The sequence below is a fragment of the Borrelia maritima genome (assembly GCF_008931845.1).
GTDB classification, from domain to species: Bacteria; Spirochaetota; Spirochaetia; order Borreliales; family Borreliaceae; genus Borreliella; species Borreliella maritima.
Genome location: NZ_CP044535.1, coordinates 272,393 through 298,350 on the forward strand (window position 1 = coordinate 272,393; position 25,958 = coordinate 298,350).

Sequence of the window (25,958 nt, forward strand, 5' to 3'; positions counted from 1 at the left end):
TGATGTTCAACTTACAAATTACTTTTATTTTAAGTAAATAACTTTCATTAAAAGTAGCTATGATTATGCAAATTAATGAGATATTTTGAACTTAGGAGCAATACGAGTGTTATCGCTATTTATAGTAATCTCTTCACTGATAGTGTTTATTTTAGTATTTTTATTTTTTAAAATAGCACTAAAACTTACAATAGGTAAAAATAGAGGAAAAATAAAAAAAGATGACGAGAGAACTCGAAAATTAATTGAAAGAGCAATTTCTCTATTAAAAACAAATCCAAACGAAATAGGTGCTCTTGAAATTCTAAATAATTACTACTATAAAAATAAAGACTATGAGAATGGTATAAAATATGCAAAAAAATTGTGCCAATTAATAGAAGACAACCCAATAAGCCAAGAAATAAACACATTTAAAGCTTTTTTAAGCTATGGATTTTATAATCTTAAAAGAAATTTTAACAGAGAAGCCTTAGAATTTTTAAAAAAAGCTTACCTAATAAAAAAAACAGATGAGGATGCAAATTATTATCTTGGCATAGCATTTTTAAAAAATGAAATGTATAAAGAGGCTCTATACTATCTTACAAAAGTCTACAAGTTTAATAAAAATAATAGGGACATTTTAAAGCACATAGGAATAACTTTATTTCATTTGGAAAGCTATAGAAAAGCTGCTGGAATATTTAATAATATAAAAAAATACATACAAGGCGACATTGACGCTCTTTTAGCGTATGCCAAATCTTTGTCAAAAATGAACCAAGATCATCTAGCACTGGAGATTGCAAACAAAATAAAACAAAAAGATGGAATGATTTATGAAGCTTTATTAATCACATCCGATATTTATTCAAAAAATAAAGAATTGGAAAAATTAGAACAAAATATTAAAGAAATAATAAAAGTAAAACCTGACTTGCCTAAAAAAATTTTCCTTGAACTATTTTACAATCTTGGAGAACTCCAAATTTCTGTTGAAAATTATCAAAAAGCTACAGAAGCTTTTATCAAAGTTGAAAATATTGATCCAAATTACAAAAATATTAAAGAAAAATTAGAATTTAGTAAAAGGTTAAACGAAAACATAGCACTAAGAATATATTTGCGCAGTTCAAAAGAAAATTTTGAAAAAATAGCAAATGAAATTATTTTAAAACTATATTTAAATAAATTCCAAATAAGAGATTCTAAAATAAACGAAGTAACATCACAGTTTATTGATATGAACTTTCACCTAGCTAACAATCAGTGGGAAGAAAATTTAATAGTACGCTTTGTAAGAACTGAACAAGATACTTTCGGTGAATTATTCCTAAAAGACTTCATTTCAAAAATAAAAGAAAATAAAATAAAAGGACTCTGTATTGCTCCGTCAAAATTCTCTTTAAAGGCTAAGCAAATGATTGAGGGAAGGCTTATTGATCTAGTAGAAGGTAAAAAATTAACCCAAATACTTAAAAAAATTAACATATCCAAATACATGTGAAACTATCTTAAATATTTCATAGGATTTTCAGTTTTGCCATTCTTAAAAATTGTAAAATGCAAGTGATTACCTGTGCTATAGCCAGTGCTACCCATATAACCTATTACTGCTCCTCTTGAAACTTTTTTACCGACTTTAACAGCAAAGGAATTTAAATGCGCATATAAAGTTTGAAATCCATTACTATGAGAAATAACAATATATTTCCCATACCCTCCCGCATTAAATCCCACAGTTACAACAATACCTTCTCTTGAGGCTTTAATTGGAGTATTAGCTAAATTTGCAATATCTATTCCATTATGAAAGCTAATAACTCCCGTAAATGGATCTGGTCGATAACCATATCCTGAAGTAATAATGCCTTGCACAGGATACATAAAAGTTTCTCCCAATACCTCCTTCAAAAAATCTTTGGGCAATCTTCCCCCAGGAATAAATAATTTTTGTCCTAAAAATAAAACTTCATTATCAAGATTATTCGAATCTAAAATATCCACCTTGGGAACATTATAGACACTAGCTATAGATGAAATAGAATCATTTTTTTTAACAACATAAACAATTCCTTTCATATTGGGAACTTTAATGATTGAATTTGGCTTAATACTTCTTACATCTTTAATTTCATTAAAAGAAATTAAAGTTTCACTGGTTATCTGATATCTAGCTGCAACATGAGAAAGCGTTTCCCCAGGCTTGATTTTATGATCAAATACCTTTAATACAAAATTTTTTTTAAATCCAGTAACATTTGCAGAAACATCAGATTCAAGCAAATAGCTACTAATTTGCGCTATATCTTGATCGCTATAATATAAAAATGTATCAATAAAATAATCTTTGGGCAAAGTGAGCCTATTTAAAAAAACATACGAACCGTAGTAAGAAAAAATATTAATATAAAATATTAATATAAAAACAAAGATTATTGCATTAAGCTTAAAAACAAGCCTATAATTAAGCATGCTAAAAATATCAACAACCTTCTCTATTAAACTTTTATAATAATATTTATATTCATAATGATTAATACTTTGTATTTTAAGATTATAGAAAAATAAAGAAACTCTTTTAAAAAAGTTTTTAAGTTTAAAAACTTTTTTTCTTCTTTTGCCAACATTTCTAATATTGGCAAAATCTTTTAATTCAAAATTAACGCTCTTTTTGTCATTGAATAAAGTTTTTTTTTTACGTTTTTCTACCCTTTGCTTATTTTTTGATATAATCATATTATGCTATTTCATTATACAATAGAAAATTATATTTTAATGAAAGCATCTTTTAAAAGTTATGAGAATATTTAAATCTCACAAATATGAACTATTGTCAATTTTGACAGCTTCCTTGTTTTTAATAATTTTAATAAAGTTGTTTTTATCATTTTACATGGTAAAAGGCACATCAATGACCCCAATAATATTTGACAAAAATTGGATTGTAAGTCACAAATTTGCGTATGGACTTAGACTGAAAACTCACCAAAAATACCTCTTATTGTGGAAAGCCCCTCGGAAAAATGAAATGGTACTTATTAAAGATCCTATAACAAAAAAAATCGCAATAAAAAAAATTTTTGCAATTCCAGGAGAAGAATTTAAACAAATAGAAAAAAATAAAATATGCATACATGACTTAAACTTTATAATAGATGAAAATATTTTAAAAAAAAATAATATTAAAAAAATTCCTGAAAAACACTATTTAGTAATAGGGGAAAATAAACAAACCTCATTAGACTCAAGAGACTACGGATTCATAAACATTGACAACATATTGGGAAAAATAATTTATCATTTCTAAAAAAATTTTTTCTTTAAGTCTTTAATCAATAATACTTGTAAAAGTATTTGAAAGACTTTCTTTTGCTACATTATCAGATGAGCTTGTAATTTTTATTTCAATAAAGTTAGAAGAATTTGTCTCTAAATCTTTAGCATTAACACTCAAAATACCACTTTCATTTAAAGTAAAAAGCACCTCTATTTTGGGAATTCCTTTTAAAGCTTTTTGAATATTGCCAAAAGAAAACCTACCTATAGAATAATTCAAAGAAGCTTTTTTATATTCACCTTGAAGTATATGAATCTCAATTTCATCTTGATAATCATGAACAGTCGTAAATAGTTTGCTTCTAGAAATTGGTAAAGTGGTATTTCTCTCTATTAAAGTAAAAAATTCATTATCTCTTATCTCAAGCCCAAGAGAATAAGGAGTCACATCTTTAAACTTAATAACAGAGTCATTTCTAGAAAGACTAAAAGCGTGAATACCTGCGCCAATTGCTACAACTTCATCTTGATTCAAAGTATCTAAAATTGATACAGAAGGAAAAGATTCTTTCAAAACTTTTTCAATCAAGGGTATCCTTGTTGAACCACCGGAGAGTATAATTTTTGAAATACTATTAATATCAACTCCAGAATCAGCAATACATTCCATGGATAATTGAATGGTTTTGTCAACATATTCGCTTATCATCAAATTAAATTCATCCCTTTTAAGTTTATAATTTAAATGCTTGCCATCAAGGAAAAGCAAAGTAATATCAACCTCTTTCATAACAGATAAATTTTTTTTAGCCTCTTCAATTCGATCTCTTAACTGTTCAAGAATAAAAACATCTTCTAAATTAAAATCGGGATATTCATTTTTAAAACTATCTAAAACATGCTTTTCAATGACTTTGTTAAAATCATTGCCTCCAAGTTGGCTTTGTCCTTTAACCGAAAGAACAGTATAAGTATCGCTTTGTTTTTCCATAAGAGTTACATCAAAAGTTCCGCCCCCAAGATCATAAATAAGAAAAATTCCATCAATCTGCTTTTCAAAAGCATAAGCAATAGCAGCCGCAGTTGGTTCATTAAGTATAGCCTTGCAATTCAAACCAGCAATATTTAAAGCCTCAACAACACCTCTTCTTTGAGTCTCGGAAAAATATGCAGGCACTGTTATAACAGCATTTTCAATCTCTTCATCTAAAAATTTTTCGGCGTTCTTTTTGACACTAGAAAGCAAATGTGCCGAAATATGTTCTGCTCTATAAAATTCACCATCTACTTTATAAAAATTATTAGAACCCATATTGGTCTTAAAATTATAAAATGTTTTTTGAGGATTAACTAATATTTGATTTTTAGCAGCACTTCCAACAAGAACATCCTTATCTGAGAAAGAAACAATAGAAGGGATCATTCGCTCACCCCTCTCATTTAATATTATCTTATAACTAACATCAAAATACGATGCTACAGTATTTGTGGTTCCAAGATCAATACCTATCCATTTTTTCATGAATACCTCCCCTATGTATTGAAACAATTAACTCAACCTCGCCCAAATCTAACTTAAACTTTTTAGCAATAGCTTCAAAAGACATACCTTGTTCATGTAGTAAAATAATCTGATTGCGAACATTGTAACTCTCTTTTATTATATTTTTTTCAATAGTAGGCATAGAATAATCTAAATTGTTTTTATAAATTCCATCACTCTTTGATCCAAAATTAGAAGAACTATTCCCGGGAATAGAACTATTGTTAAACCCCAATAATCTCTGATCAAGAATTTCAATTCTCTCATCAACCTCTTTAATGATTCTATTTAAACTTTCAATTTTTATTTCAATAATATTTATATTTCTATCAGTAGCTTGATTAATTTCAATAATTGTTTTATCTACCTCACTTTTAAATTTTTTAAGTATACTATTAGATTTTATTTTCAAATTAACATACACATGAAAATATACAAAAATAAATATAATTAAAATAAGATAAAAAACAATAAACATACCAAAACCTTAAAAAATTTCATCTCTTAATATTAACATTTTTGCCAATTTTGGGATCTTCAAATTTATCAAAATATAAACTAAGCATTACCTTCTCTTCATTCTTATTTTTTTTAACTGGAAATGAAAGCAAAAAATTATCTTCAACCTTGCTAACTAGACACACATTGCTAACCTCAGAATCAGTATGACAATCTCTTAAAAATTTAAGCCTAGCGTTTTGATTAATTTTTAATCTTTTACGCTTTTCATCTTCACTTAAAAGTTGTTTGGCTTTAAAAGATCCAGCAATAGACGTTTTAAAAAATTCAAATGCATCCATATATAAATCCTTATATTAAAGATCACTCACTCAGGCTTAAAAGGAATATAAGTCATAACTTTAATATAATTATCATCCTCTACAAAAGTAACATTGCTGTAATCTTTTGAAAGTTCATAAAAAGCATTATTAATATAAAGCTTAACACCTGAACAAGCCATATTTTCAACAGAAACTTTACCCTCTATCTTAGTATTTTCAAGCTCATTTTGCAAATCAATTCGCTTAGCCTCTATCATTTTTATTTCCATCCTAAGAATTTTACTCTCATTAACAAATTCATTGTAACTATCAATCTTTAAGGATTTTTCTGACTTATCTGTAATAAACACAATATTCTTTTTTAAAGCAACAATATCTTTAGTTAAAACTTCTAATCGCTTTTCAATCTTTTCAAGGTGGATAGTAAACCTAGTAAGTAAATCTTTAATTTCAGGATCATAGCCAACGTCAATGGAAGTTTCACAACTTCTGTCAGAGCCTATAGAATAAGCCCTAACCTCTTCTTTAGCACAAACATTAGAACCAACTATTTTTGATTTTTTACCAATACAAAGAACTCTCTTTTTAGAAGAAACTGAAGAATTCACAATACCTCTTAAAACTTCAACCTCCCCACCACAAATCAAGGTAACATTTTCTAAAAACTTAGCTCTAATATTACCCTTTGCATAAATATTAGAATCGCCCTTACCATTTACACCACTGTGAAAAATAATAGAACCATCCGTTTTTAAATTGCACCGCCCCACTAATCCTTTAATTTCTATTCCACTTTTAGCCATAATGTTGTATCCATCTAAAACATTGCCTTGGACAAGAACCATTCCATTATTTACTATATCCCCAGTAGCAGGCCCAACATCACCCCTGACTAAATAAATATTATGAACAGATATTATGCCATCTGAAACAGACATATATCCATTACATTTTGCACGAATTTTATAACCATCTCTAAAAGTATTTTCACCTAAAAGAAAATTAATATCTTGCCCACTCTCTGATTTTAACACTTTGCCAAAAACAGTATAACCATCTACACCTTTCCCAAAAGGAATAATTCTGGCTAACTCTTCGCCTTCAATAACATTCCTAAACCCTATGCTTGAAACCTCATACTCGCCAAGCCTATTATTCTCATCAACAATAAAATCAATATAAGAATCTTTACCCTTTACAGGCTCTAACCCTTTTGCAAGTTCAACAGGCTCACCATAAACAGGATAATCTACAAATTTTGCCACCTTGTCCTTAAGTATTGCAACATCTATTACTCCATATTTTCTAAGGATATTGAAAATATCTTGTTCAAAAATTTCAGCTCCATTAATTCCGGGCACCGTAAATTCAATAGTAACTGACATTGAATTTTCTGATATTTGAACCATCATTGTAACATTTTCAGAAGGATCAGATTCAAAATCAGCAATTTTTTCATAGTATCCACTAGCATTCTCAACTATGCCCTTTACAATGTCTTTATTGAAATTTTCAATATTGCTATGTAATTCTAATTTAGAAAGAACATCTTGATATTTAATAGGAATTCCCTGCCCCTTAGATGAGATAACCTTTAAAAATACACCTTTGGAAGATTTCCTAATAAAAAATTCACCATCCGATGAAATCATTTTTTCTTCTCCTGAATCATTTTTTGCATCAAGAGAGACTTTAGGCTTGTTAGAAGAATTCCTGTAAGCTACTATTTTCCATTTTTTCTTTCCATATCCCAATATGCCATTACTGCCTTTTAATAAAACTTCATAGTCTAATTCTTTATAAGGTACTGAAAGTTCTAAAGAAGCGTCATTTAAAGCCTCTTCAAGAGTATCTGCTTCTATTTCCATCAAATCAACATCTCTTTCTCTTTCTAAGTAAGCGCGCATTTTATCAGAAAGTTCAGAAAAATTTATAGCCCTGTTATCCATATTTATTCCTTCTTGCTCATTAAAGTTTTAATAGCATCTGCAACAACTTTTGGATCATTATCTTCAATAAATGACATTTCTTTAATTTTGTCATTACCCTTAATCATGTCTTCAGTTTCAAATTTATACTTTTTGACCTCTTCTATAAAATCAACACTACTGTTGTTATTTTGAAAATTCTCATAATAAGGATTTTGAATATCAAAATCCTTATTATCCTTCTTATCATCTTGAAGCTTATCCTCTGCATCACTAGGCAATTCTGCTGAAAAAAGATTCAATAAATATTTCTTATAGATAAACTCAATTAAAAGTCCAATAACAAAAAAAATTGTAAACTGCAAAAAAGATCTAAACAAGATTGTAAAAAATGATAAGCCACAAAACAAACCCAAAACTACTGAAATAAACAATGCTGACACGCTGGCTAACAAAATATATTTTAATTCCCTACTTATAAACATAATGCTTTATTCCACACCAAAAAATCTTAATATAAAGCCTATAACACCTCTTCTTTTTCTGCTGTCTAGAGAAACTTCCTCAAGGGTAGCAACAATAGAATCAAGACAATAACTAGCTTTGCTATTTGGATTTACCAAAACAAAAGGCTTTTGCTTAAAAACAGAACTTCTAATATTTTGATCCTCATAAATATAACCCAAATAATCAATGTTTAAATTTAAAAATTGCCCTGAAATATCTATAACCTTTTTGGCAACCCCCTTAGCTTCACTAACATTAGCTACTCTATTAACAATAAGCCTTAAATTTTTTAAATTCTCCATTTTATAAGACAAAACCTTTATTATTCCATAAGCATCGGTAATAGAAGTAGGCTCTGGAGTAGTAACAATAACAACATCGTCGCTAGAAAGCAAAAACGAAATAACTTGCCTTGAAATCCCAGCACTAGTATCTATTACAACTATATCATATTCGTATATTTTTAATAATTCTTTTATAAATTTATTAACATCAACATCAGAGAGATCTAAAAGCTCCATTGTACCAGAAGCACCGGCTAAAAGATCAATATTGTACTCTGTCTTTGTTATTACTTCCCTAATATCACGACTTTGAGCAATCATATGATATATACTGTATTTAGGAATAACTCCAAGTAAAATATTAACATTAGCCATTCCAATGTCAGCATCAAGTATTAATACCTTTTTGCCAAGCTCAGAATATTTAAGAGCAAGTCCAATTGCAATATTACTTTTGCCAACACCGCCTTTGCCACTACTAACAGCAATAAATCTTGTTTTACTATTTTGAACTTTCTCATCAACTGAAAAATTAAATTTACCATTTAATCTCATCATATCTCTTAAACTTTGAGCTTGATCTTCCATTATAACTTTCCTTAATAATAAGATTTACTTTTTACCTTCTTAATAAACTCTGCATCATCGCTTATTCTGTAGCCATTTATTCTTCTAATAAAAGTAAGTGGTTCTGCAACACTGATATTATGAGGAACAATTTGCCCATCTGTAACATAAGAAATAACTTTCTTCATTTCATAAATCAAACTTATCAAATTCCCAACACAAGTGGTTTCATCCACCTTGGTAAAAATCACAGTTTTATAATTAAAAGGAGAAAACTGGTGAAATATTTCTTTAATATCTGATGTTTTCGTAGTAGAACTTACAGCTAAATGAAATTCAGCATCTCTTCCGCAAGCATTAAGAAGCTCCTTCATCTCAGCAAGCTTCATAAAATCTTTAGGACTTTTACCAATTGTATCAACAAGTATAAGATCGAAATCCTTTGAATCAGTAATTTCATCTTTCAAATCTTTAAAAGACTCAATTGCTCTAACAGGAATACCCATAATATCACCATAAGTTTGAATTTGTTTTTTAGCTCCAATACGATAATTATCAATAGTAATAATCTTAATATTTAAACTCTTAGATTCTCCATTAATGCCATAAATTGCTGCAAGTTTTGCAATTGTGGTAGTCTTCCCAACACCTGTTGGACCAACTAAAATAAAAACCCTTTTTTTAAGATCATCAATAATAGCGCCTGAACATTTAATTGTCTTTGCAATATACAAAATAACATCCTCTCTAACTCTCTCATAATCATCAAGATCTGACAAACTGAATTCTCTCTTAATAAACTCATTAATGTCTTTAATATAGTTTTCAGAAAAATCATTTTCTCTTAAAATATCTTCAATTTTTGTAATTGTTGGATGATTAACATTTTCTTTTTTTTGAGCAAGCTCTGTTTTAAGAGATTTAACTTCTTTAAGCACATCTTCAATTGAAGAATTTTCTTCTCTTTTAATGCTTTGAAGTATCTTTCGCTTTTCATCTTCAACATTAATTTGTTGGTTGCCAATGTCGTATCTAACATAACCTGAAACTTCAACCCAATCTTTGCTAAACAAACCTAAAATCCCCCCATGAGGAATGGTTTTATAGGTCATAACTCTAGCATTCTTGCCATATTTTTTCTTAATTATTTCTATAACTTCATTATAAGTTGGACCTTTTTCTGTAAAATATTGAACCATAATACTATTCTTCAACCTCTACTGTTTTAAGAACATTAACTTTAATATTTTGGGGAACCTCTAAAACAGACATAACAACAAGCTCTGGAATCTCTCTACTTGTTATTGCTTTAATTATGGGCCTTGAAGATTCGCTTGAGAGAACAACTGGATAAAACCCTTCTGCTTGAACTTCATTCACAATTTTGAAAAGTTCATAAATAAATTTAGTTTTCAAATTGGGATCAATTGAGCTAATAAGGTCATGACTGGATTCTATACGAGAATCGATTATTATTTGCTCAAAAACAGGGTTTAAAGTTATTACATTAAGCTCAGAATTTAAGTCTAAATACCCACTAGTTATTTGTCTTCCAACTGATTGTCTACATTTTTCAATTAAGAAAAATATATCTTTAGTAATACTTGTAAAATCTGCAATTGTTTCAAAAATTGTAACTAAATTACGAATCGAAACTTGCTCTTTTAAAAGACCCTGCAAAACTCTTTGAATCTCACCAACTGAAAAATTCTTAAGAACCTCTTCAACAATAGCTCCATAATCTTTCTTAAAAACATCAAGAGTATTTTGAACATCTTGACGAGTCAAAATCTCATAAGAATGTCTTTTAATAAGTTCTGTCATATGCGTAGCAATAATCGAGGGAGGATCTACAACAGTATACCCTAATTTTTCAGCAGATTCTCGCCCATCATCATTTACCCAAAGAGAAGGAAGCCCAAATGAAGGATCTCTAACAAGTTCTCCATCTATTCCGGAATCAATTCCAACATTTATCACTAAAAATTTACCAAGTTTAATCTCACCTCGACCAACTTCAACTCCTCTAAGTTTAAAAGAATAAGCATTCGGCTCAAGCCGCATATTGTCAACTATTCTAATCTTAGGCACAACTATTCCAAATTCAAATGCAACTTCACGCCTTATCTTAACAATACGATCAAGCAGTTCAGAAGTTTTTGTATCATCAACTAATGGAACAAGATTATATCCAATCTCAAGAGCTAGTGGATCAAGAGGAACAACAGGAGCAACGTCTTTATCTGAATAAACTAACGCTTGCTCTTCTTCTAACTTTATTTTTTTTTCAATTTCTTCTTTGCGCCTCATTCCTGAAAGAGAATAAGCTAAAAATGCAATTAATACACTTAAAAAAATAAGAATTAAGGTTGGAAATCCAGGAAGAAAAGCTAAAAAAAACAAAAATCCGGAAACAATCCAATAAATTCCTAAGTGACTTGTAAATTGCTCAAAAATCTCCCCACCAAAACTATTTTTTGAAATAGACCTGGTAACAATCAATCCTGTAGCCGTTGAGATCAAAAGAGCTGGTAATTGAGACACAAGCCCATCACCAACCGTCAATGACACATAATTATTAAGCGCTTCGCTAAAGTTAAGACCTTGCAAAGTTATTCCTACCAACAAACCACCAAGAATATTTATAAGGGTTATTAAAAATCCAACCTTAACATTTCCTGATACAAACTTAGAAGCTCCATCCATTGCACCATAAAAATTAACTTCAGATTGTAAATCGTTTTTTTGCTTTGTGGCCTCTTCTTCTGTCAAATTTCCAGAACTATAGGCAGAATCAATGGCCATCTGCTTACCAGGAAGCGCATCAAGGGCAAACCTAGCTGCAACTTCGGCTACCCTTGTCGCTCCTTTGGTAATTACAATAAATTGAACAGCAATGATTATTAAAAATATTATAAATCCAATAACAAGCCCTTGAATTCCAGAACTACCCACAACAAATGTTCCAAATGTTCTTATCATTTGCCCATCAAAATTTATACCTTTAGTTAAAATCAATCTAGTAGAAGAAATATTAAGAACAAGTCCAAAAATAGTCATCACAAGTAATAAAGTCGGGAAAACAGAGAAATCTAGAGATCTCTTAGAGTAAAGAACAATTAAAATAATTAAAAGACTTATTACTAAATTAACCGTAATCAAAATATCCAAAATAACCGCAGGAAGGGGCAAAATGAATCCAGCAACAATAAATATCAAACCGACAGAAATTATTAAATCAGACTTATTATTAAGCCCTAAATATCCTAATATAGAATTTTTTCTAGCATCCAACAATAGAACCTCTAATTAAACTTTTTAGTAATGGAATATACTCTCACAAGAATTTTTGAAACAACCTCCCAATATTCTCTTGGAATTTCTTCGTTAACCCTAACATTAGTATAAAGCGCTCTTGCAAGCAGCTTATTTTCCATTAAAGGGATATTATTTTCTTTTGCAATTTTTTTAATTGTGAAGGCTATTTCATCTTGCCCTTTTGCAAGCACCCTTGGAGCTAGCATTGTTTTACTATCCCACTTAATAGCAACAGCAAAATGTTCTGGGTTTGTAATTACTACATCTGCTTGAGGAACAACCACTCTTAAATTAGCACTTAAAACACCCCTCATTCTCTCTTTCATTCTAGATCGAAGTAAAGGATCACCTTCCATTTCCTTTCTCTCCTGCTTTACCTCTTCTTTTGTCATTTTCAAACTCTCAATGTACTGAGATCTTTGAAACAAATAATCAAACACCCCAACAATTGCCAAAAACATTACTGAGAAAAAACATATCTTATAGGCAAGCATTAACACAATAGAAATTCCAGAATTAAGCGTATACTCCGAAAGCTTAGAAATTTTGCCTATATTGTTTTCTATAATAAAATAATATATCAAGCATATTATAACAACTTTTAACAAACTTTTAAATAAATTGAAAAAAGCCCCTGCTGAAAAAAAAGAATTTTTTGCCCACCTGGAAAAATTAAAACTAATTTTATCCCACCTTGGCTCCAAAGATTTAAAAGTAATAAAAAAACCTACTTGAATAATATTAACAAAAAAATTAACAGCCAGAGATGCAAAAAAAAACAAAACGACATATCCAATGATGGATCTAATATATGCAAAGCCCATGGAATAAACACTCATCCGCATAACTTCGGGAAGCTTGCTAGCCTGTTCTTTAAAAACAGCTACTAAATCTAAAGCAAAATAAGAAAGCATAAAAAAAAACAATGCAAATAACAACAAAAGACTAACAGCAGTATTAATTTCAATAGACTTTAATACCCGTCCTTCTTCTCTTGCTTTTTGTTTTTTCTGGTCAGTAGGTAATTCAGTTCTCCCCTCATCATCTGCAGAAAAAAAATCAAGGGGAATATACCAGCTTTTAATCAAAAAATCATCTTTTATCATTATTTTAAAACTCTAGAAAACAACTTTAAAAACCTATCAAGAGAATCTAAGGAAAGCTCAATCACTCTTTTTGAAGATGTTGCCAAGCTTGGAAATCCAATATACAAAATTAACAATCCTAAAAATAGCGAAGTTGAAAAACTAATTATTAATAGATTAATCTGAGGTGATGATTTTGAAAGTATTCCTAATACCAAATAAAAAAGTAAAAGCAAAGCCAATATTGGAAACGAAATTAATAAAGCTTTTTCAAAAAGAAATCCAAAAGACATAAGCAAAAGCTTAACAAATTCAAAATTTCCCATATTGACCAAATGTTCAACTCTAATGTTTAAAACAGAATCATGTATACCAATTACAAAAAATCGAAGTAAAAAATTGCTTGATAAGAACAAAAGTAAAAATAAATAAGCAAAAATTTGCGAAATAATCATGCTATCTTCTTCTGAAAAAAGATCAAAAATATTTGCATAAGCAAGGCCAATTTGATTAGAAAAGAAAAATCCAATTAAATGGAAAACATTAAAAATTATACTAACAAAAAATGCCTGAATAAGACCTAAAATAGCTTCTCCTAATAAAATCAACACAAAATAAAACATATTGTCTAAGGGATAAACAATTTTAATCTTTTCAACAACAATTACAGAGAGAATCAATGAAAAGAAAAAATTAAAATATCCAATTTTTATTGTTGAAAACAACGGAGAAAATTTTAAAAACATAAAAATTCTAACTAACACAGGTAAAATTGTAAAAGATTTTAAAAATAAAAAACTCAAATTCAAAATTTCATCCACATAATACAATTTAAAATTATAAATTAAACATTTTGCAATTGATTAAAAATCATATAAGTAAACTGCATAAGCTTATTCAAAATCCAAGGACCAAAAATCACAATAGTTAAAAGTATAACAATAATCTTTGGAATAAAACTTAAAGTTTGATCTTGAATTGAAGTAATAGCTTGAAAAATTGAAATCAAAAGACCAACTATAAGGGCTATAATCAGCATTGGAGCTGATAAAATAATAATGTTTTCAATAGAAATTCTGATTAAATAAAGAATGTGCCCTGCAGTCATATACAACTCTACATAAAACCTACATAAAACTTTTAATAAGACCACTAGTAATTAAAGTCCAGCCATCTACCATTACAAAAAGAATCAGCTTAAAAGGCAAAGATATCATTACAGGGGGTAGCATTATCATACCCATAGCCATTAAAACAGAAGCAACAATAATGTCTAAAACTATAAAAGGCAAAAATATTAAAATTCCCATCTTGAAAGCCACTTTAAGCTCATGCAAAATAAAAGCTGCAATTAAAACATGAGTTGGAACTTCACTAAAATTTTTTGGTCGATCATAATTGCTAATGCTCATAAATAATCTAATCTCTTCATGACGCCCATCAGACATCTGCTTATACATAAAAATTCTAAGAGGAGCAATCCCTTTGTTATAAAATTCATCAAAATTTATTTTTGACTCTTTAAGAGGCAAATAAGCTTGCTTATATATAACATTAAAAGTTGGCCACATAGTAAAAATAGTTAAAAACAAAGCCAATCCCATTACTATCTGAGTAGGAGGAGATTGCTGAAGAGATAAAGCACGCCTAATAAAATCCAAAACTATGGATATTCGTAAAAACGAAGTCATTAAAACTAAAAATGCCGGAGAAAGAGTAATAATGGTTAATAGAATCAAAAGCTGCAAAGAAAAAGCTATCTCTGAACCACCAATATTGTCAAAATTTAGAAACGGGAAATTAAGCCCATTAGTAGCTTGCAAAGATTTTGTTTGAGCAAAAGATAAACTTGTTACACTAAAAAATAAAAAAAAAATAAAACACTTTCTCAAAATAAACCCTCTAAAATTTTTTTAACCTATCTTGTTTATCCTTAAGTGAAGTCTCAATTTTCTTTTCAAGTTTAACATAATCATTACCAGAAAAAGCAATTTTTTCTTTTTTGAGTAACATTTTATTAAAGATTGATTTAAAAGAATCTTTCTTAGTAGAATCATTAATTTCACTAAACTTACGATTAAAATTTTCTAACTCTTCTTCAGATTTAACCTCTTTAAGCAAAACAGAAGAATTATTAGAAACTAAAAATATGTAAACATTGTCTAATATCCTTATAATCCTTATTGAGTTTTTAACATCTATCTCGTAAAAAACAAGCTCCTTAACTAAATTAGAATTTTGTTCATATTTACTTTTTTTTGAATGAAAGATCAACTTCTTAAATAAAAAAAAGATAAAAAAAGCAACAAGTAAAAATAAAACTATCTTAACCAAATCTAAAATATTAAAAAGAGAAACTGGCTGAATACTATCCTTGTTAGCAAAATTTGCCTTATTTTCTTCAAAGATCGGCAATCTAGATTCATTTTCTAAATCAACAGATGCTGAACCTACCTGTTCTTGTGAATTAGCATATGTAAAAAAAATAGAAAACGCTAAAAAAACTAAAAATAAAAATTTATTATTCATTTTTAGTTTTAATTATCTCAGTAATTCTAACTCCAAAATTTTCATCAATTACAACTACTTCTCCCCTGGCAACTATTTTACCGTTCACTAAAATATCTACAGGCTCACCAGCAAGTTTATCAAGGGTAATAATTGTGCCCTCAGACATGCCAAGTATATCTTTTATTTTACGCTCTGTTCTTCCAAGCTCTACAGTAAGCTGCATAGAAACATCCATTAAAAGTCCAAAATTACTAGGATCAACTCCTTCTGGTAAAGTATCAATTAAATCGGGAAGCTTAACCCCTTTTATTTCCGGTTTTTCTCCATTATCACTCTTTTCATCTACGCTCATAATTCAAACCTCTTATCAATTTAAGTTAATACAAATAAATTATATATCACTCAACCTCTTCTGTAAGCTCTTTTAACAAATCAAATCCTTTTATATCTCCAATTTTTTCTGTAATTTGTACTGAAACTTTATTCCCCATTAAGCCCATTCTACATTTAAACTTTTCTTTAGTACCAACCTTTAAAGTTAAATCTTTATTGATTAGAGAAGATTCAAGATTTAAAACATCCCCTTTTTCAAGAGATAAAATTTCTCTTACCTTAAGTTTAACCTCTCCTATTTCTGCTATCAAAGGCATCGCTGTATTTTCCAATTTTTCACGCAAAGCATCAAGATTCTCACTTGTAGTTCCAACCCCAATCAAAGAATGCCAATATCTTGTTGATAGCTTTGAAACAATAGGCTCTATAGTAATATATGGTAAACAAAAATTCATAAGCCCTTCAACTTTTCCTATTTTAACCTCAAGAGTTACTAAAATGATCATTTCTGTAGGGGGAACTATTTGAGCAAACTGTGGATTGACCTCAATATGCCCAAATCTTGGCCTTAGATCAACAACTTGAGACCAAGCCTCCCTCATATTAGCAAGTATACGAATAATAACACTTTCCATGACAGACTGCTCAATTTCTGTTAAATCTCTACTTTTATCTTTAATCGTATCTCCATCTCCCCCAAAAAGTCTATCTACTATAGCAAATGCTATGGTTGGATCAACTTCAAAAATAGCAGATCCTTTAAGAGGGTCCATATTTATTATTGCTAAAGTTGTAGGATTGGGTATTGATCTGATAAACTCTTCATAGGTTAATTGGTCAACTGAAGCTACATGAACATGAACCATTTTTCTCAAAAGAGCAGAAAGTGAAGTTGTAGTATACCTAGCAAATGCCTCATGAAAACTTGAAACTGTCCTGACCTGTTCTTTTGAAAATTTATCTGGCCTTTTAAAGTCATACACCTTAACTTTTTGCTTTTTGCCTGTAGGACTAGATATAACATTGGAAAGGGATTCGTCTAAGGATAAACTTTCAGACGAATTGATAGACTCTAAAAGACTATCTATATCGTCTTGAGATAAAGCTCCTGGATTATTTGCCATTTGAAATTCCTTTAAATTTAAAATTCTTTTAAATTTATTAATTATTACATATCAAAAATATCAATTTGGGTTAATGCTATTTCTTTTATTTCTCCATTTCTAAGAATACTATTAATTCTCGCCTTAATTTCTGCTTTTATTTGACTTTCATTCTTTATTTCTTGACCAGTTCTTTGGCTAAAATATTCTCTAATAATGTCTTTTAAGCGCACCTTTTGTCTACCAAGCTCATTGAGAATATTAACATTATTCTCAGCATATCCTAAAGCAAGCTTTACAACAAAAGTTTTTGGAGGAACATCTAAAGTGTTGCCTCTAATCTCATCTATACTCTCATACCATATAAGCATAGGAGGCTTTCCTAAGTATTCATTAGAAAAAACTGGAAAATCACTAGGAGCTCCACTTTGGCTTACAACCATTTTAGATACAAAATAAGAAACAATTATCATTATTGCAACAGTAAATATTCCTATTGCAAGTATCTGCAAAATTTTTATTATAATATCGGGCAATAAACCACCTTTTCTACCAACATTAGAATCCACCATATCTAAATTTTCATCATCTTTATTTGGCATAATAAAATCCCTCCTATTAGTTTCTTATTTATAAGTTAAAAAGAACTATTACTGCTTAATTTCCTTAGGAAAACTTAAAGCCGCGTCCGTAGTAATTAATATATCAATTCTTCTATTATAAGCTCTGCCCTCAGGAGTATCATCTGTTGCAATAGGTCTACTTCCGCCAAAACCAGATACTTCAAACTTATTTTCAATGCTCTTAGCACTAGGTTGATTTAAATAGTTTAAAATATGTTCCAGCATATTAACTGATCTTGCAACCGAAAGCTCCCAATTGCTTTTCCAAGGTCCATTTACATCAGTATCAATATTATCTGTATGCCCTTCTATTTTAAAATTATAGCCTCTTGAGCTTAAAACGCCAATAAAAGATGCTATTTTTTGAATAGAATCTCTATTATCTTCAAGCTTAACATCTGCACTAGCAGAATCAAAAAATGCATCTGCCGCAAGAGATATCACAATACCCCTCTCTTCTTGTCTAACTATAATGTTTTTAGACTGAATTTTCTCAATAAATTCAATCATAGATTTATTTTTAGCAGTTTGAGATGCTTGTTTATTTCGCACAGTAGAAGGCAAAGACATAAAACTATTACTCAAATAAGATAATTTACTAAAGTCTAAAGTTTTTCCACCTTTAAAAAATCCTGCGCCTGTGAAAGAAGCAGACATTATTCTTATAACATTTTCTTGAAAAATAATATCATTTAATGAAAACATTGTAACAAAAAATACAAGTAGTAAAGTAACCATGTCTCCATAAGTCAACATATAATCTGGAGATCCTTCATCACATTTTAAAGGCTTTTTAATTCGCAAAGCCATTATTCACCTCCAATGCTACTACCAAGATGGTTTCGATCTTTGGGAGTTAAAAAAGTCATTAATTTTTGCTCTAAAATTCTAGGATTATCCCCGGACTGAATTGATAAAACACCTTCGATGATCATTGTTTTTACTGCAGCTTCCTCAGAATCAATTTTTTCAAGCTTAAGTTGAACAGGTGTAAACATTAAATTTGCCATTATGGTTCCATAAAGAGTTGTAATAAGAGCAACAGCCATAGAAGACCCAAGCGCAGACTTATCTTCTAGATTGCCAAGAAGAGCTACAAGCCCAATAAGAGTTCCTATCATACCAAAAGCGGGAGCAAGTTTTGCCCAAGTCTTAAAAAGATCTGAACCAACTTTATGTCTTTCTTGCATTTGATCAAGCTCTAAATATAGCATAGTCCTAATTACCTCCGGATCTGCACCATCAACAACAAGCCTCATTCCTGATTTAAAAAATGGATCATTAATTTGTTCAAGTTCATCATCAAGAGACAAAAGACCTTCTTTTCTAGCCTTTTCTGAAAGCTCTACTAGTACTTTTATAACAGAAGTTTTAGCATAAGAATTTCTTCTAAAGAAAAATCCCAAATACGTTGGAATTTTTTTCACAGCAAAAACTTCTGAAGAAGCCATAAGGGCAGAAAAAGATCCAACAATAGTAATAAAAACAGAACTTAAATCCCAAAAAACACCAAGTCCTGTAGGAGTAAATGCCATGGAAATTAAAATAGCTCCAAATCCAACTCCCCACCCCATTATACTAGCTAAATTCATTATTCAACGCCCCCATTTCCTTCTCCTACAATTTTTTGAAAAGAAGCAACTTCTTTCCTATACAACTTAATCCTATTGACCACCTCTTCAACTTTTTCTTTTACAATTAACTTCTTACCGTTCATAAGAAGAATTGTAGTATCAGGATTAGCTTCAATACTTTCAATATGACAAGGATTTAAATAATATCCATCGCCATTAAGCTTAGTTACAAAAATCATATATTAAAAACAATCTTAGATTAATTTTTCAATCTTACAAGTTCTTGCAATAATTGATCAGAAGTAGTAATAGTTTTAGCATTTGCCTGAAATCCTCTTTGAGTCACTATCATATCTGTAAATTGCTCTGCAAGATCAACATTAGCCATTTCTAAAACACCAGATCTAATATCACCAAGTCCAGCAAGTCCGGTTTCACCTATTCTAACTTGACCTGAATTGCTTGTTTCTACAAAATTAGTATCGCCCGATTTTGCAAGTCCTCCGGGATTCATAAAAGAAGCAAGAGCAATCTTTCCAAGATCTCGCCTTATGCCATTTGAGTAAATTCCAACTATGACGCCATTTTGATCAATTTCATAACTTTCCATATATCCCATACCATATCCATCTTGAATAATGGCCTTTGTGCTGCTAGAATCAGCAAACTGAGTGATTGAATCAGTATAACTTCCAACTGTTCCTAATTTCAAATTTACAGTTTGCTGCTCACCAACTTCACCCACATTTGCGCCCAAAACATTAAATGTTATAGGAATTTGGAGAACATCCCCTTTTTGACTTGGTTGCCCATTTAAAGATGCCAATGCCCCTTCATTGTCAAAACTAAGAGTAAAATTTGAATTTTGCTCTCCATTTATTAACACAGTTACATTCCACAAGTTAGGGGTATTCAAATCTTTCACAACCCTAAGCTCAAGAACACTAACATTTCCAAAACTGTCATATAATGACTTATTGACAACCCAAGTTCCACGTGCAATATCTGCAGGACTTGCCCCTTCTTGAATTAAGGGCAATCTCTTATCAAGATTGCAAGCAAAAGTAACGTTTTTAGTAGACCTTGCCCCTTCTTTATCTCCAATCGGAATAATCAGATCCTCAATATCAGAAGCTGTATTGATAACCCTTTCTCCTTCTAAATTTCTTGCCATCCAACCTTGAATTCGCATTCCATTTGCAGGATTTACAAGATGCCGATCAGAATCCACATCAAAAGCACCGGCTCTTGTATAAAATAAATTTTTACCTTCTTTTAAAATAAAAAATCCATTTCCACTAACTCCAAGATCAGATGCTTTTTGAGTACTTTGGAAAGCCCCTTGGGTGTGAATAGTGTCAATTGAAGCAACATTCATACCCAATCCAACTTGCTTAGGATTAGTCCCACCACGAGAATCAGTAGGGCGAGAAGCTCCAGAAATAGATTGGGATATCATATCCTGAAAATTCACTCTTCCCTTTTTAAAACCAATTGTATTCACATTCGCAATATTGTTACCAACAACATCCATTCTTGTTTGATGATTCTGAAGTCCAGAAACACCAGAATATAAAGACCTCATCATATAATTACTCCTCCAAACCTACCGATAATATGTTTTTATATACATAATAATTACCATTAACCATAATTTGGGGTATTGCACCTGTCTTAATGCTTGTAACACGACCTTCAACAATCTCCCCGTCACCATGCTGAAATTTAATTACTTTGCCTAGTAAATCCAAATCTTTTCTTATTCCTAAAGAAGACGAAAGTTTTTCAAATGACTTGCTCATATTGGTCATTTGCTCAAGGGCTGAAAATTGCGCCATTTGAGTAATAAATTCTTTATCCTTCATTGGATTTGTAGGGTCTTGATATTTAAGTTGAGTAATAAGCAACTTTAAAAAATCATCTTTACCAAGATTAACCTTGTTAGATACATTATCAACCTTAAAATTCGATTCTTTTTTAACTCTACTATTAATATTCAAATTAGAAACATTTTCAACACCATTCATTTTAATCATTTAACTCCACCTTCTAAACAATTAAATTAACATTTTTATCTACATCATAAGAAAATTCAACTTCTTCTTCAATTTGAAAAAATTTATTATAACCAAAATAAAATTTTTGATCCTTAGAGTCATCTTTGAAATTTTTAGAAAAAGAATTTAAATTCTCACCGGCAAGAAAAAGATCTAAGCTGGCATTAAAACCACTCTCACCAAGCATTTTATTTAATGAATGCATATTTTGGTCAAAAAGCATTTTAACATTTTGATTGTCCACCACAATCTTTCCCAATAAATTATTATTAGAATCAAGGTTTAAATTAATTCGTATACTACCAAGCTCCTTAGGCTTTAAAACCAACTTAATATCTCCCGTATTATTCGATTTTAACACAACTTTAGCTTTATCTACAATATTTTTATTAATCTTAAGATTCCACTCTGGCTTTAGGCTGCTTGCAAAATCAAAACTATCAACCCCTTTAGAGTTTTTTATGTTATAATGAGCAAATTCTTCAACAAGGACATTTGAAAAGTCATTTGATATTTCTTTAACTTTATATTTACCAGCAAAATTTTGACCATCAATTACATTTGGGCTAAACTTTGAAAAAATAAAATCATTGCGATCACCATTATTCTTCTTAAAATTTTTCACATCAATGTTAATAATATTTTTTTCTTCCTTTTTATCATTCAAGCTTATCTGATTATAATAATCATCAATTATCGTGGTTGAAAAATCAAAACCTAAAAAAGAACTCAAATCATTAACAGTCAAACAAAGTTTTTCGATTTTTTCAAAAAGTTTTTCTTTATTTAGAAAATCAAAATTAAATAATAAATTGTCTTTAATGTTATTTAAAGCTTCAGAATCTAAAAAACTATTCATTCTAGTAATCAAAAACTTCAAGTCAGAAACAAAAGCCTCATTTTCAAGTTTTTTTAAAAAAAGGGATTTATTTAAAAGCGATTTTTTTAAATTTTTAGCAATAAGTCCATTATCTTTAAAAAAATTTAAAAAATCAAATATCATAAATTTTGCTTTAGCTAATTTTTTAAACTCAGAAGACATAATGTTTAAAAAAGAATCCTTATTATTCTCTCTAGATTCCATTTTAGAAACATTTAAATTTAATCCTTTAACCGTATTTAAAAGATTAAATTTATTGCCATCATCTTTATTTAATTTTAATAAATTATTCATACAAACACTACTCCAATGAACTAACAGACATTTTCCTAATCAATACAGCAGCTTTTTTCGAATCCATAATAGAAAGCCAATAGGGAACAATTGATAATCGGCCTTCTTTTTTAGAAAGCTCTTCAATTTTTCGCATATAAGATATTGCAAGCTCAGGATTTAAATCCTCAAGCCGCTTAACAGCATCTTCTGGTGGCATATTCATTAAATATACAGCTGTTTGTAAAATATTTGCTTCCTCGTCATTATATTTATTTATAATATCATCTATTACCTTTTGTTTTAAATCTAAATCTTTCTGCTTTTGATTAAGTTCAAATTCAAGCTTATTTAAACTGTCTTCTTTTAACTTTAAATCTTCTTTAAGCTTTTCAATCTGCTGACTCTTAATATCAATCGCTTCTCTTTCCTTTACAAGCCTAGCCTCATCAAGGATTATATTAGAATTATGATCAAAGGACAAAGAAGTTTCTCCTAAAAACTTAGTCCTTACAAATTCAGGGAAATATCTCTTAGTATTATATAATCCAAGAAAATCAATAAAAAATAATACAAAGAAAAATAAAATAAAAATTAAAAATAACAAAAAAAATGCTCTAAAAAAGAACGATAAAAAATTATTCACTTTCAATCCTTAGATTTTGACAAACTTTATAATTTACATATTCATCTAGCACTAAGCTTTCCTTCTTTTCTTTATTTTTAATTATAGAATTATTTAAAGTCTTTATTAATATTTTAATCTTTTTTTCTTCTCTATATTTATCCACATAAACATCATAACATTGATTATAGTGCTTTCTAAGTTCTTTAAGAATAGTAAAATCTTGGTTTTTCTTATAATTTAAACAGTCTATATAACCTATTACAGAAAGATCATCAAAACCACTCAGGCTTTTTAAAAGATCGGGAATTTCATCTGAAAACTGATTTATTTCTGAAATTTTTTTATTTACATTCATTAAGTCTCTCTCACTTAACTTGCGATGGTAAGCTCTAATGGTCAATATTTTTTTAAGTTTTTGTTTTCTAAAGTTTAAATCATTCAAGACAATATTTCCCTTATTTCATCTTCTAAATTTTCAAAATCAAATTTTTCATTTATTCCTTGAGAAATAAAATCAATAATCTTAGGATACTTAGAAATTGCAAAATCAACATCCTTATTGGATCCTTTGATATAAATACCTGTTCTAACAAGATCTTCATAATCTTTATAAACAGACAATAAATTTCTAGCTTTCGTTATTAATTTTTGCTTTTCTACACTCATTATTCTATTAATAGATCTTGAAGTTGAACTTAAAACATTTATTGAAGGATAAATTCCCCTATCAAACAAATCTCTGTCTAAAATAATGTGACCATCTAAAACAGCCTTAATATTATCAGCTACAGGCTCTGTAAAATCATCTCCTTCAACAAGAACAGTATAAAACCCAGTAACACTTCCCCCATTACCATTAAAACCTGATCTCTCAAGTAAAATTGGAATTTCAACAAAAACAGAAGGTGGATAACCTTTAGCTACCGGAGGCTCTCCCAAAGAAAGAGACATCTCCCTTTTAGCATTTGCAAACCTAGTAATAGAATCAAAAAGCAAAACTACATCTTTACCTTGCTCCCGAAAGTACTCCGCTATCATGGTAGCAACATAAGCTCCCTTATACCTTGATATAGGGGACTCATCAGAAGTTGAAACAACTAAAACACTTTTTTTCAAACGCTCTTCGCCCAGTTCATGCTGAATAAACTCATTAAGCTCTCGACCCCTTTCTCCAATAAAAGCAATAACGTTTACATCTGCATTTGAATTTTTTGCAATCATGCCAAGCAAAGTAGATTTACCAACTCCAGCACCAGAAAAAATGCCAACTCTTTGTCCTTTTGCAACTGGTAAAAATCCATCAAGAACTTTAACTCCTGTCAATATTTGCTCTTCAAAAATACTTCTATTAATTGGATTAATTTTTTCAAAAATTAGCTCTTTATATCTATTGTTTAAAAATGAACCTTTGTTATCAATGGGCCTACCAAGAGAATCAATAACTCTTCCTAAAAGTTCATCACTAAGATTTATTTCTAACCCTTTATTTAAAGAATAGACCTTATTTCCAACTTCAATCCCACTAAATCCTTCATAAGCCATAAGACTAACATAAGGACCATTAAATCCTAAAACCTCAGCACACACCTTTTCATTATTTCTCTGATCAATTAAACACAAATCCCCAACAGCACACTGAGGTCCTAAACTTTCAACTAAAAAACCTTTTATTTTTTGCACTCTGCCAACAAAAGAGACAGTTTCAATGTCATCTATCTGTCTTAAATAATTTTCAAAAAAATTACTCACTAAAATTCCTTTAGACACTTAGCTTAATAAAGAAAAATTTTTAAACTTTTCCTCTATTTTATCAAGTTGAGAAGAAATACGCGCATCAATCTCTCCAAAATTAGTTTCAATTATACAACCACCTTTGCCTATGTTGGGATCTTCTATTATCTCTAAATTTTCTATAATATCAAATCTGGAAATAAAATCATTTTTTTTATGTCTAACAATATCTAAATCATCAAGATTCACACGAATTGTAATTTGTGTTTTGTCTTTTACTCTTTTTAATACTTCATTAACATTTTCTAGAACAATATCTTTTTGAGAATCCGTAATTCTTTTAATAACCTTAATTGCAATTTGCATAACAAGACTTACTATCTGACCACTAGAAGATTCAAGAATCCCCTTCCTTTCCGCAATCAGAGATGCTATTATGCTGTGAAGCTTTCTCATAGTTTTGTCAAAATCTTCAAAACCACTTTCATAACCCTTTTTATATCCTTCTTCCCTACCCTTAGCTGTTGCCATCTCAAGATCTGTTTTTAATTTTTCCTCATACTCTCTTGTTAATTTTTCAATCTCAGTATTAGACTCAGCCTCAATAGATTCCTTCTTATAAATAGCTTCTCTTTGCAAAAGATCTGCTTCTTGCTTGGCTGCCTCTAATACTTCATTGGCTTTTACCTTAGCCTCTTGAATAAGTCTCTCAGATTCAATTTGGACTTCTTCTTTGGCAAGTTCTTGCCTTTTAGCAAGCTCTTCCTCAAGTTGCAATTTTTCATCTCTTAAAAGCTGCAACTCTTCTTTAAGATTAGTAATTTGGCTGTCTATGTCGTAAACCTTGTTTTCCTTCTGCTTAATTTCCAAAGATTCAAAAATGGGCTTTGCTATTTCAACAAATTCAAACTTTACTGAATTATCAACTTCTGATGATTTATATAAAACCTTAGGCAAACAAAACTCCTTT

Annotated in this window: 29 protein-coding genes; 2 read left to right on the plus strand and 27 right to left on the minus strand. The window is 29.7% G+C overall.

The window, feature by feature from the left end:
- Positions 1–106 precede the first annotated feature (106 nt).
- A complete protein-coding gene (locus DB723_RS01285; RefSeq protein ID WP_151551574.1) occupies positions 107–1,489 on the plus strand; it encodes a tetratricopeptide repeat protein in 1,383 nt (460 codons plus the stop codon).
- Between the two features lie 2 nt (positions 1,490–1,491).
- On the opposite strand, the gene DB723_RS01290 is transcribed toward DB723_RS01285, so the two are convergent.
- A complete protein-coding gene (locus DB723_RS01290; protein WP_151551576.1) occupies positions 1,492–2,721 on the minus strand; it encodes a peptidoglycan DD-metalloendopeptidase family protein in 1,230 nt (409 codons plus the stop codon).
- Between the two features lie 61 nt (positions 2,722–2,782).
- On the opposite strand from DB723_RS01290, the gene lepB reads away from it, so the two are divergent.
- Positions 2,783–3,292, plus strand: a complete 510-nt coding sequence (gene lepB, locus DB723_RS01295; protein ID WP_151551578.1) for a signal peptidase I — start codon at positions 2,783–2,785, stop codon at positions 3,290–3,292.
- 21 nt (positions 3,293–3,313) lie between these two features.
- On the opposite strand, the gene DB723_RS01300 is transcribed toward lepB, so the two are convergent.
- The 26 genes from DB723_RS01300 to fliH are packed head-to-tail and all read right to left on the minus strand — an operon-like array spanning position 3,314 to position 25,945.
- Entirely contained in the window at positions 3,314–4,783 is a 1,470-nt protein-coding gene (locus tag DB723_RS01300; RefSeq protein ID WP_151551580.1) for an Hsp70 family protein, read from the minus strand.
- Complete coding sequence (locus DB723_RS01305) at positions 4,761–5,282, minus strand: hypothetical protein (RefSeq protein ID WP_151551582.1); 522 nt, start codon at positions 5,280–5,282, stop codon at positions 4,761–4,763. The genes DB723_RS01300 and DB723_RS01305 overlap by 23 nt, the downstream gene beginning before the upstream one ends.
- A gap of 19 nt (positions 5,283–5,301) precedes the next feature.
- Positions 5,302–5,604, minus strand: a complete 303-nt coding sequence (locus DB723_RS01310; RefSeq protein WP_151551584.1) for a hypothetical protein — start codon at positions 5,602–5,604, stop codon at positions 5,302–5,304.
- Between the two features lie 26 nt (positions 5,605–5,630).
- Entirely contained in the window at positions 5,631–7,535 is a 1,905-nt protein-coding gene (locus tag DB723_RS01315; protein WP_151551586.1) for a FapA family protein, read from the minus strand.
- A 2-nt stretch (positions 7,536–7,537) separates the two neighbouring features.
- The gene (locus DB723_RS01320) at positions 7,538–7,999 is read right to left on the minus strand and encodes a hypothetical protein (protein ID WP_151551588.1); all 462 of its coding nucleotides are present in this window, start codon (positions 7,997–7,999) and stop codon (positions 7,538–7,540) included.
- Between the two features lie 6 nt (positions 8,000–8,005).
- Positions 8,006–8,893, minus strand: coding sequence for a MinD/ParA family protein (locus DB723_RS01325; RefSeq protein ID WP_151551589.1), 888 nt, complete (start codon positions 8,891–8,893; stop codon positions 8,006–8,008).
- 11 nt (positions 8,894–8,904) lie between these two features.
- Positions 8,905–10,071, minus strand: a complete 1,167-nt coding sequence (flhF, locus tag DB723_RS01330) for a flagellar biosynthesis protein FlhF (RefSeq protein WP_151551591.1) — start codon at positions 10,069–10,071, stop codon at positions 8,905–8,907.
- 4 nt (positions 10,072–10,075) lie between these two features.
- A complete protein-coding gene (gene flhA, locus DB723_RS01335; protein ID WP_151551592.1) occupies positions 10,076–12,169 on the minus strand; it encodes a flagellar biosynthesis protein FlhA in 2,094 nt (697 codons plus the stop codon).
- A gap of 8 nt (positions 12,170–12,177) precedes the next feature.
- Positions 12,178–13,296, minus strand: coding sequence for a flagellar biosynthesis protein FlhB (gene flhB, locus DB723_RS01340; RefSeq protein WP_151551593.1), 1,119 nt, complete (start codon positions 13,294–13,296; stop codon positions 12,178–12,180).
- The gene (gene fliR / locus DB723_RS01345; RefSeq protein ID WP_151551595.1) at positions 13,296–14,084 is read right to left on the minus strand and encodes a flagellar biosynthetic protein FliR; all 789 of its coding nucleotides are present in this window, start codon (positions 14,082–14,084) and stop codon (positions 13,296–13,298) included. The genes flhB and fliR overlap by 1 nt, the downstream gene beginning before the upstream one ends.
- 35 nt (positions 14,085–14,119) lie before the next feature.
- Complete coding sequence (fliQ, locus tag DB723_RS01350) at positions 14,120–14,383, minus strand: flagellar biosynthesis protein FliQ (protein WP_038628195.1); 264 nt, start codon at positions 14,381–14,383, stop codon at positions 14,120–14,122.
- A 19-nt stretch (positions 14,384–14,402) separates the two neighbouring features.
- Positions 14,403–15,167, minus strand: a complete 765-nt coding sequence (gene fliP, locus DB723_RS01355) for a flagellar type III secretion system pore protein FliP (RefSeq protein ID WP_151551596.1) — start codon at positions 15,165–15,167, stop codon at positions 14,403–14,405.
- Between the two features lie 10 nt (positions 15,168–15,177).
- Positions 15,178–15,804 (minus strand): flagella biosynthesis regulatory protein FliZ, encoded by a 627-nt coding sequence (locus DB723_RS01360; RefSeq protein WP_151551597.1) that lies wholly within the window; start codon positions 15,802–15,804, stop codon positions 15,178–15,180.
- Positions 15,797–16,138, minus strand: coding sequence for a flagellar motor switch protein FliN (gene fliN / locus DB723_RS01365; RefSeq protein ID WP_014023523.1), 342 nt, complete (start codon positions 16,136–16,138; stop codon positions 15,797–15,799). The genes DB723_RS01360 and fliN overlap by 8 nt, the downstream gene beginning before the upstream one ends.
- A gap of 46 nt (positions 16,139–16,184) precedes the next feature.
- Positions 16,185–17,243, minus strand: a complete 1,059-nt coding sequence (gene fliM / locus DB723_RS01370; RefSeq protein ID WP_151551599.1) for a flagellar motor switch protein FliM — start codon at positions 17,241–17,243, stop codon at positions 16,185–16,187.
- A 44-nt stretch (positions 17,244–17,287) separates the two neighbouring features.
- On the minus strand, positions 17,288–17,824 hold the full coding sequence (gene fliL, locus DB723_RS01375) for a flagellar basal body-associated protein FliL (protein WP_151551600.1): 537 nt from the start codon (positions 17,822–17,824) through the stop codon (positions 17,288–17,290).
- Between the two features lie 48 nt (positions 17,825–17,872).
- A complete protein-coding gene (motB, locus tag DB723_RS01380) occupies positions 17,873–18,655 on the minus strand; it encodes a flagellar motor protein MotB (RefSeq protein WP_151551602.1) in 783 nt (260 codons plus the stop codon).
- The gene (locus tag DB723_RS01385; RefSeq protein ID WP_151551603.1) at positions 18,655–19,437 is read right to left on the minus strand and encodes a motility protein A; all 783 of its coding nucleotides are present in this window, start codon (positions 19,435–19,437) and stop codon (positions 18,655–18,657) included. The genes motB and DB723_RS01385 overlap by 1 nt, the downstream gene beginning before the upstream one ends.
- Positions 19,437–19,658, minus strand: a complete 222-nt coding sequence (locus DB723_RS01390) for a flagellar FlbD family protein (RefSeq protein ID WP_151551605.1) — start codon at positions 19,656–19,658, stop codon at positions 19,437–19,439. Before DB723_RS01390 ends, DB723_RS01385 begins: the two co-directional genes overlap by 1 nt.
- Before the next feature lie 20 nt (positions 19,659–19,678).
- Entirely contained in the window at positions 19,679–21,007 is a 1,329-nt protein-coding gene (flgE, locus tag DB723_RS01395; RefSeq protein WP_151551606.1) for a flagellar hook protein FlgE, read from the minus strand.
- A 4-nt stretch (positions 21,008–21,011) separates the two neighbouring features.
- Complete coding sequence (gene flgD, locus DB723_RS01400; RefSeq protein WP_151551608.1) at positions 21,012–21,455, minus strand: flagellar hook assembly protein FlgD; 444 nt, start codon at positions 21,453–21,455, stop codon at positions 21,012–21,014.
- A gap of 13 nt (positions 21,456–21,468) precedes the next feature.
- The gene (locus DB723_RS01405; protein WP_151551609.1) at positions 21,469–22,650 is read right to left on the minus strand and encodes a flagellar hook-length control protein FliK; all 1,182 of its coding nucleotides are present in this window, start codon (positions 22,648–22,650) and stop codon (positions 21,469–21,471) included.
- 7 nt (positions 22,651–22,657) lie between these two features.
- Complete coding sequence (locus DB723_RS01410; protein WP_151551611.1) at positions 22,658–23,275, minus strand: periplasmic-type flagellar collar protein FlbB; 618 nt, start codon at positions 23,273–23,275, stop codon at positions 22,658–22,660.
- Positions 23,268–23,699 (minus strand): flagellar export protein FliJ, encoded by a 432-nt coding sequence (locus tag DB723_RS01415; protein WP_151551612.1) that lies wholly within the window; start codon positions 23,697–23,699, stop codon positions 23,268–23,270. Before DB723_RS01415 ends, DB723_RS01410 begins: the two co-directional genes overlap by 8 nt.
- Positions 23,696–25,006 carry a FliI/YscN family ATPase gene (locus tag DB723_RS01420; protein ID WP_151551614.1) on the minus strand — a complete coding sequence of 437 codons (1,311 nt, stop codon included), beginning with the start codon at positions 25,004–25,006 and terminating at the stop codon, positions 23,696–23,698. The genes DB723_RS01415 and DB723_RS01420 overlap by 4 nt, the downstream gene beginning before the upstream one ends.
- A gap of 18 nt (positions 25,007–25,024) precedes the next feature.
- The gene (gene fliH, locus DB723_RS01425; RefSeq protein WP_151551616.1) at positions 25,025–25,945 is read right to left on the minus strand and encodes a flagellar assembly protein FliH; all 921 of its coding nucleotides are present in this window, start codon (positions 25,943–25,945) and stop codon (positions 25,025–25,027) included.
- Between the last annotated feature and the right edge of the window lie 13 nt (positions 25,946–25,958).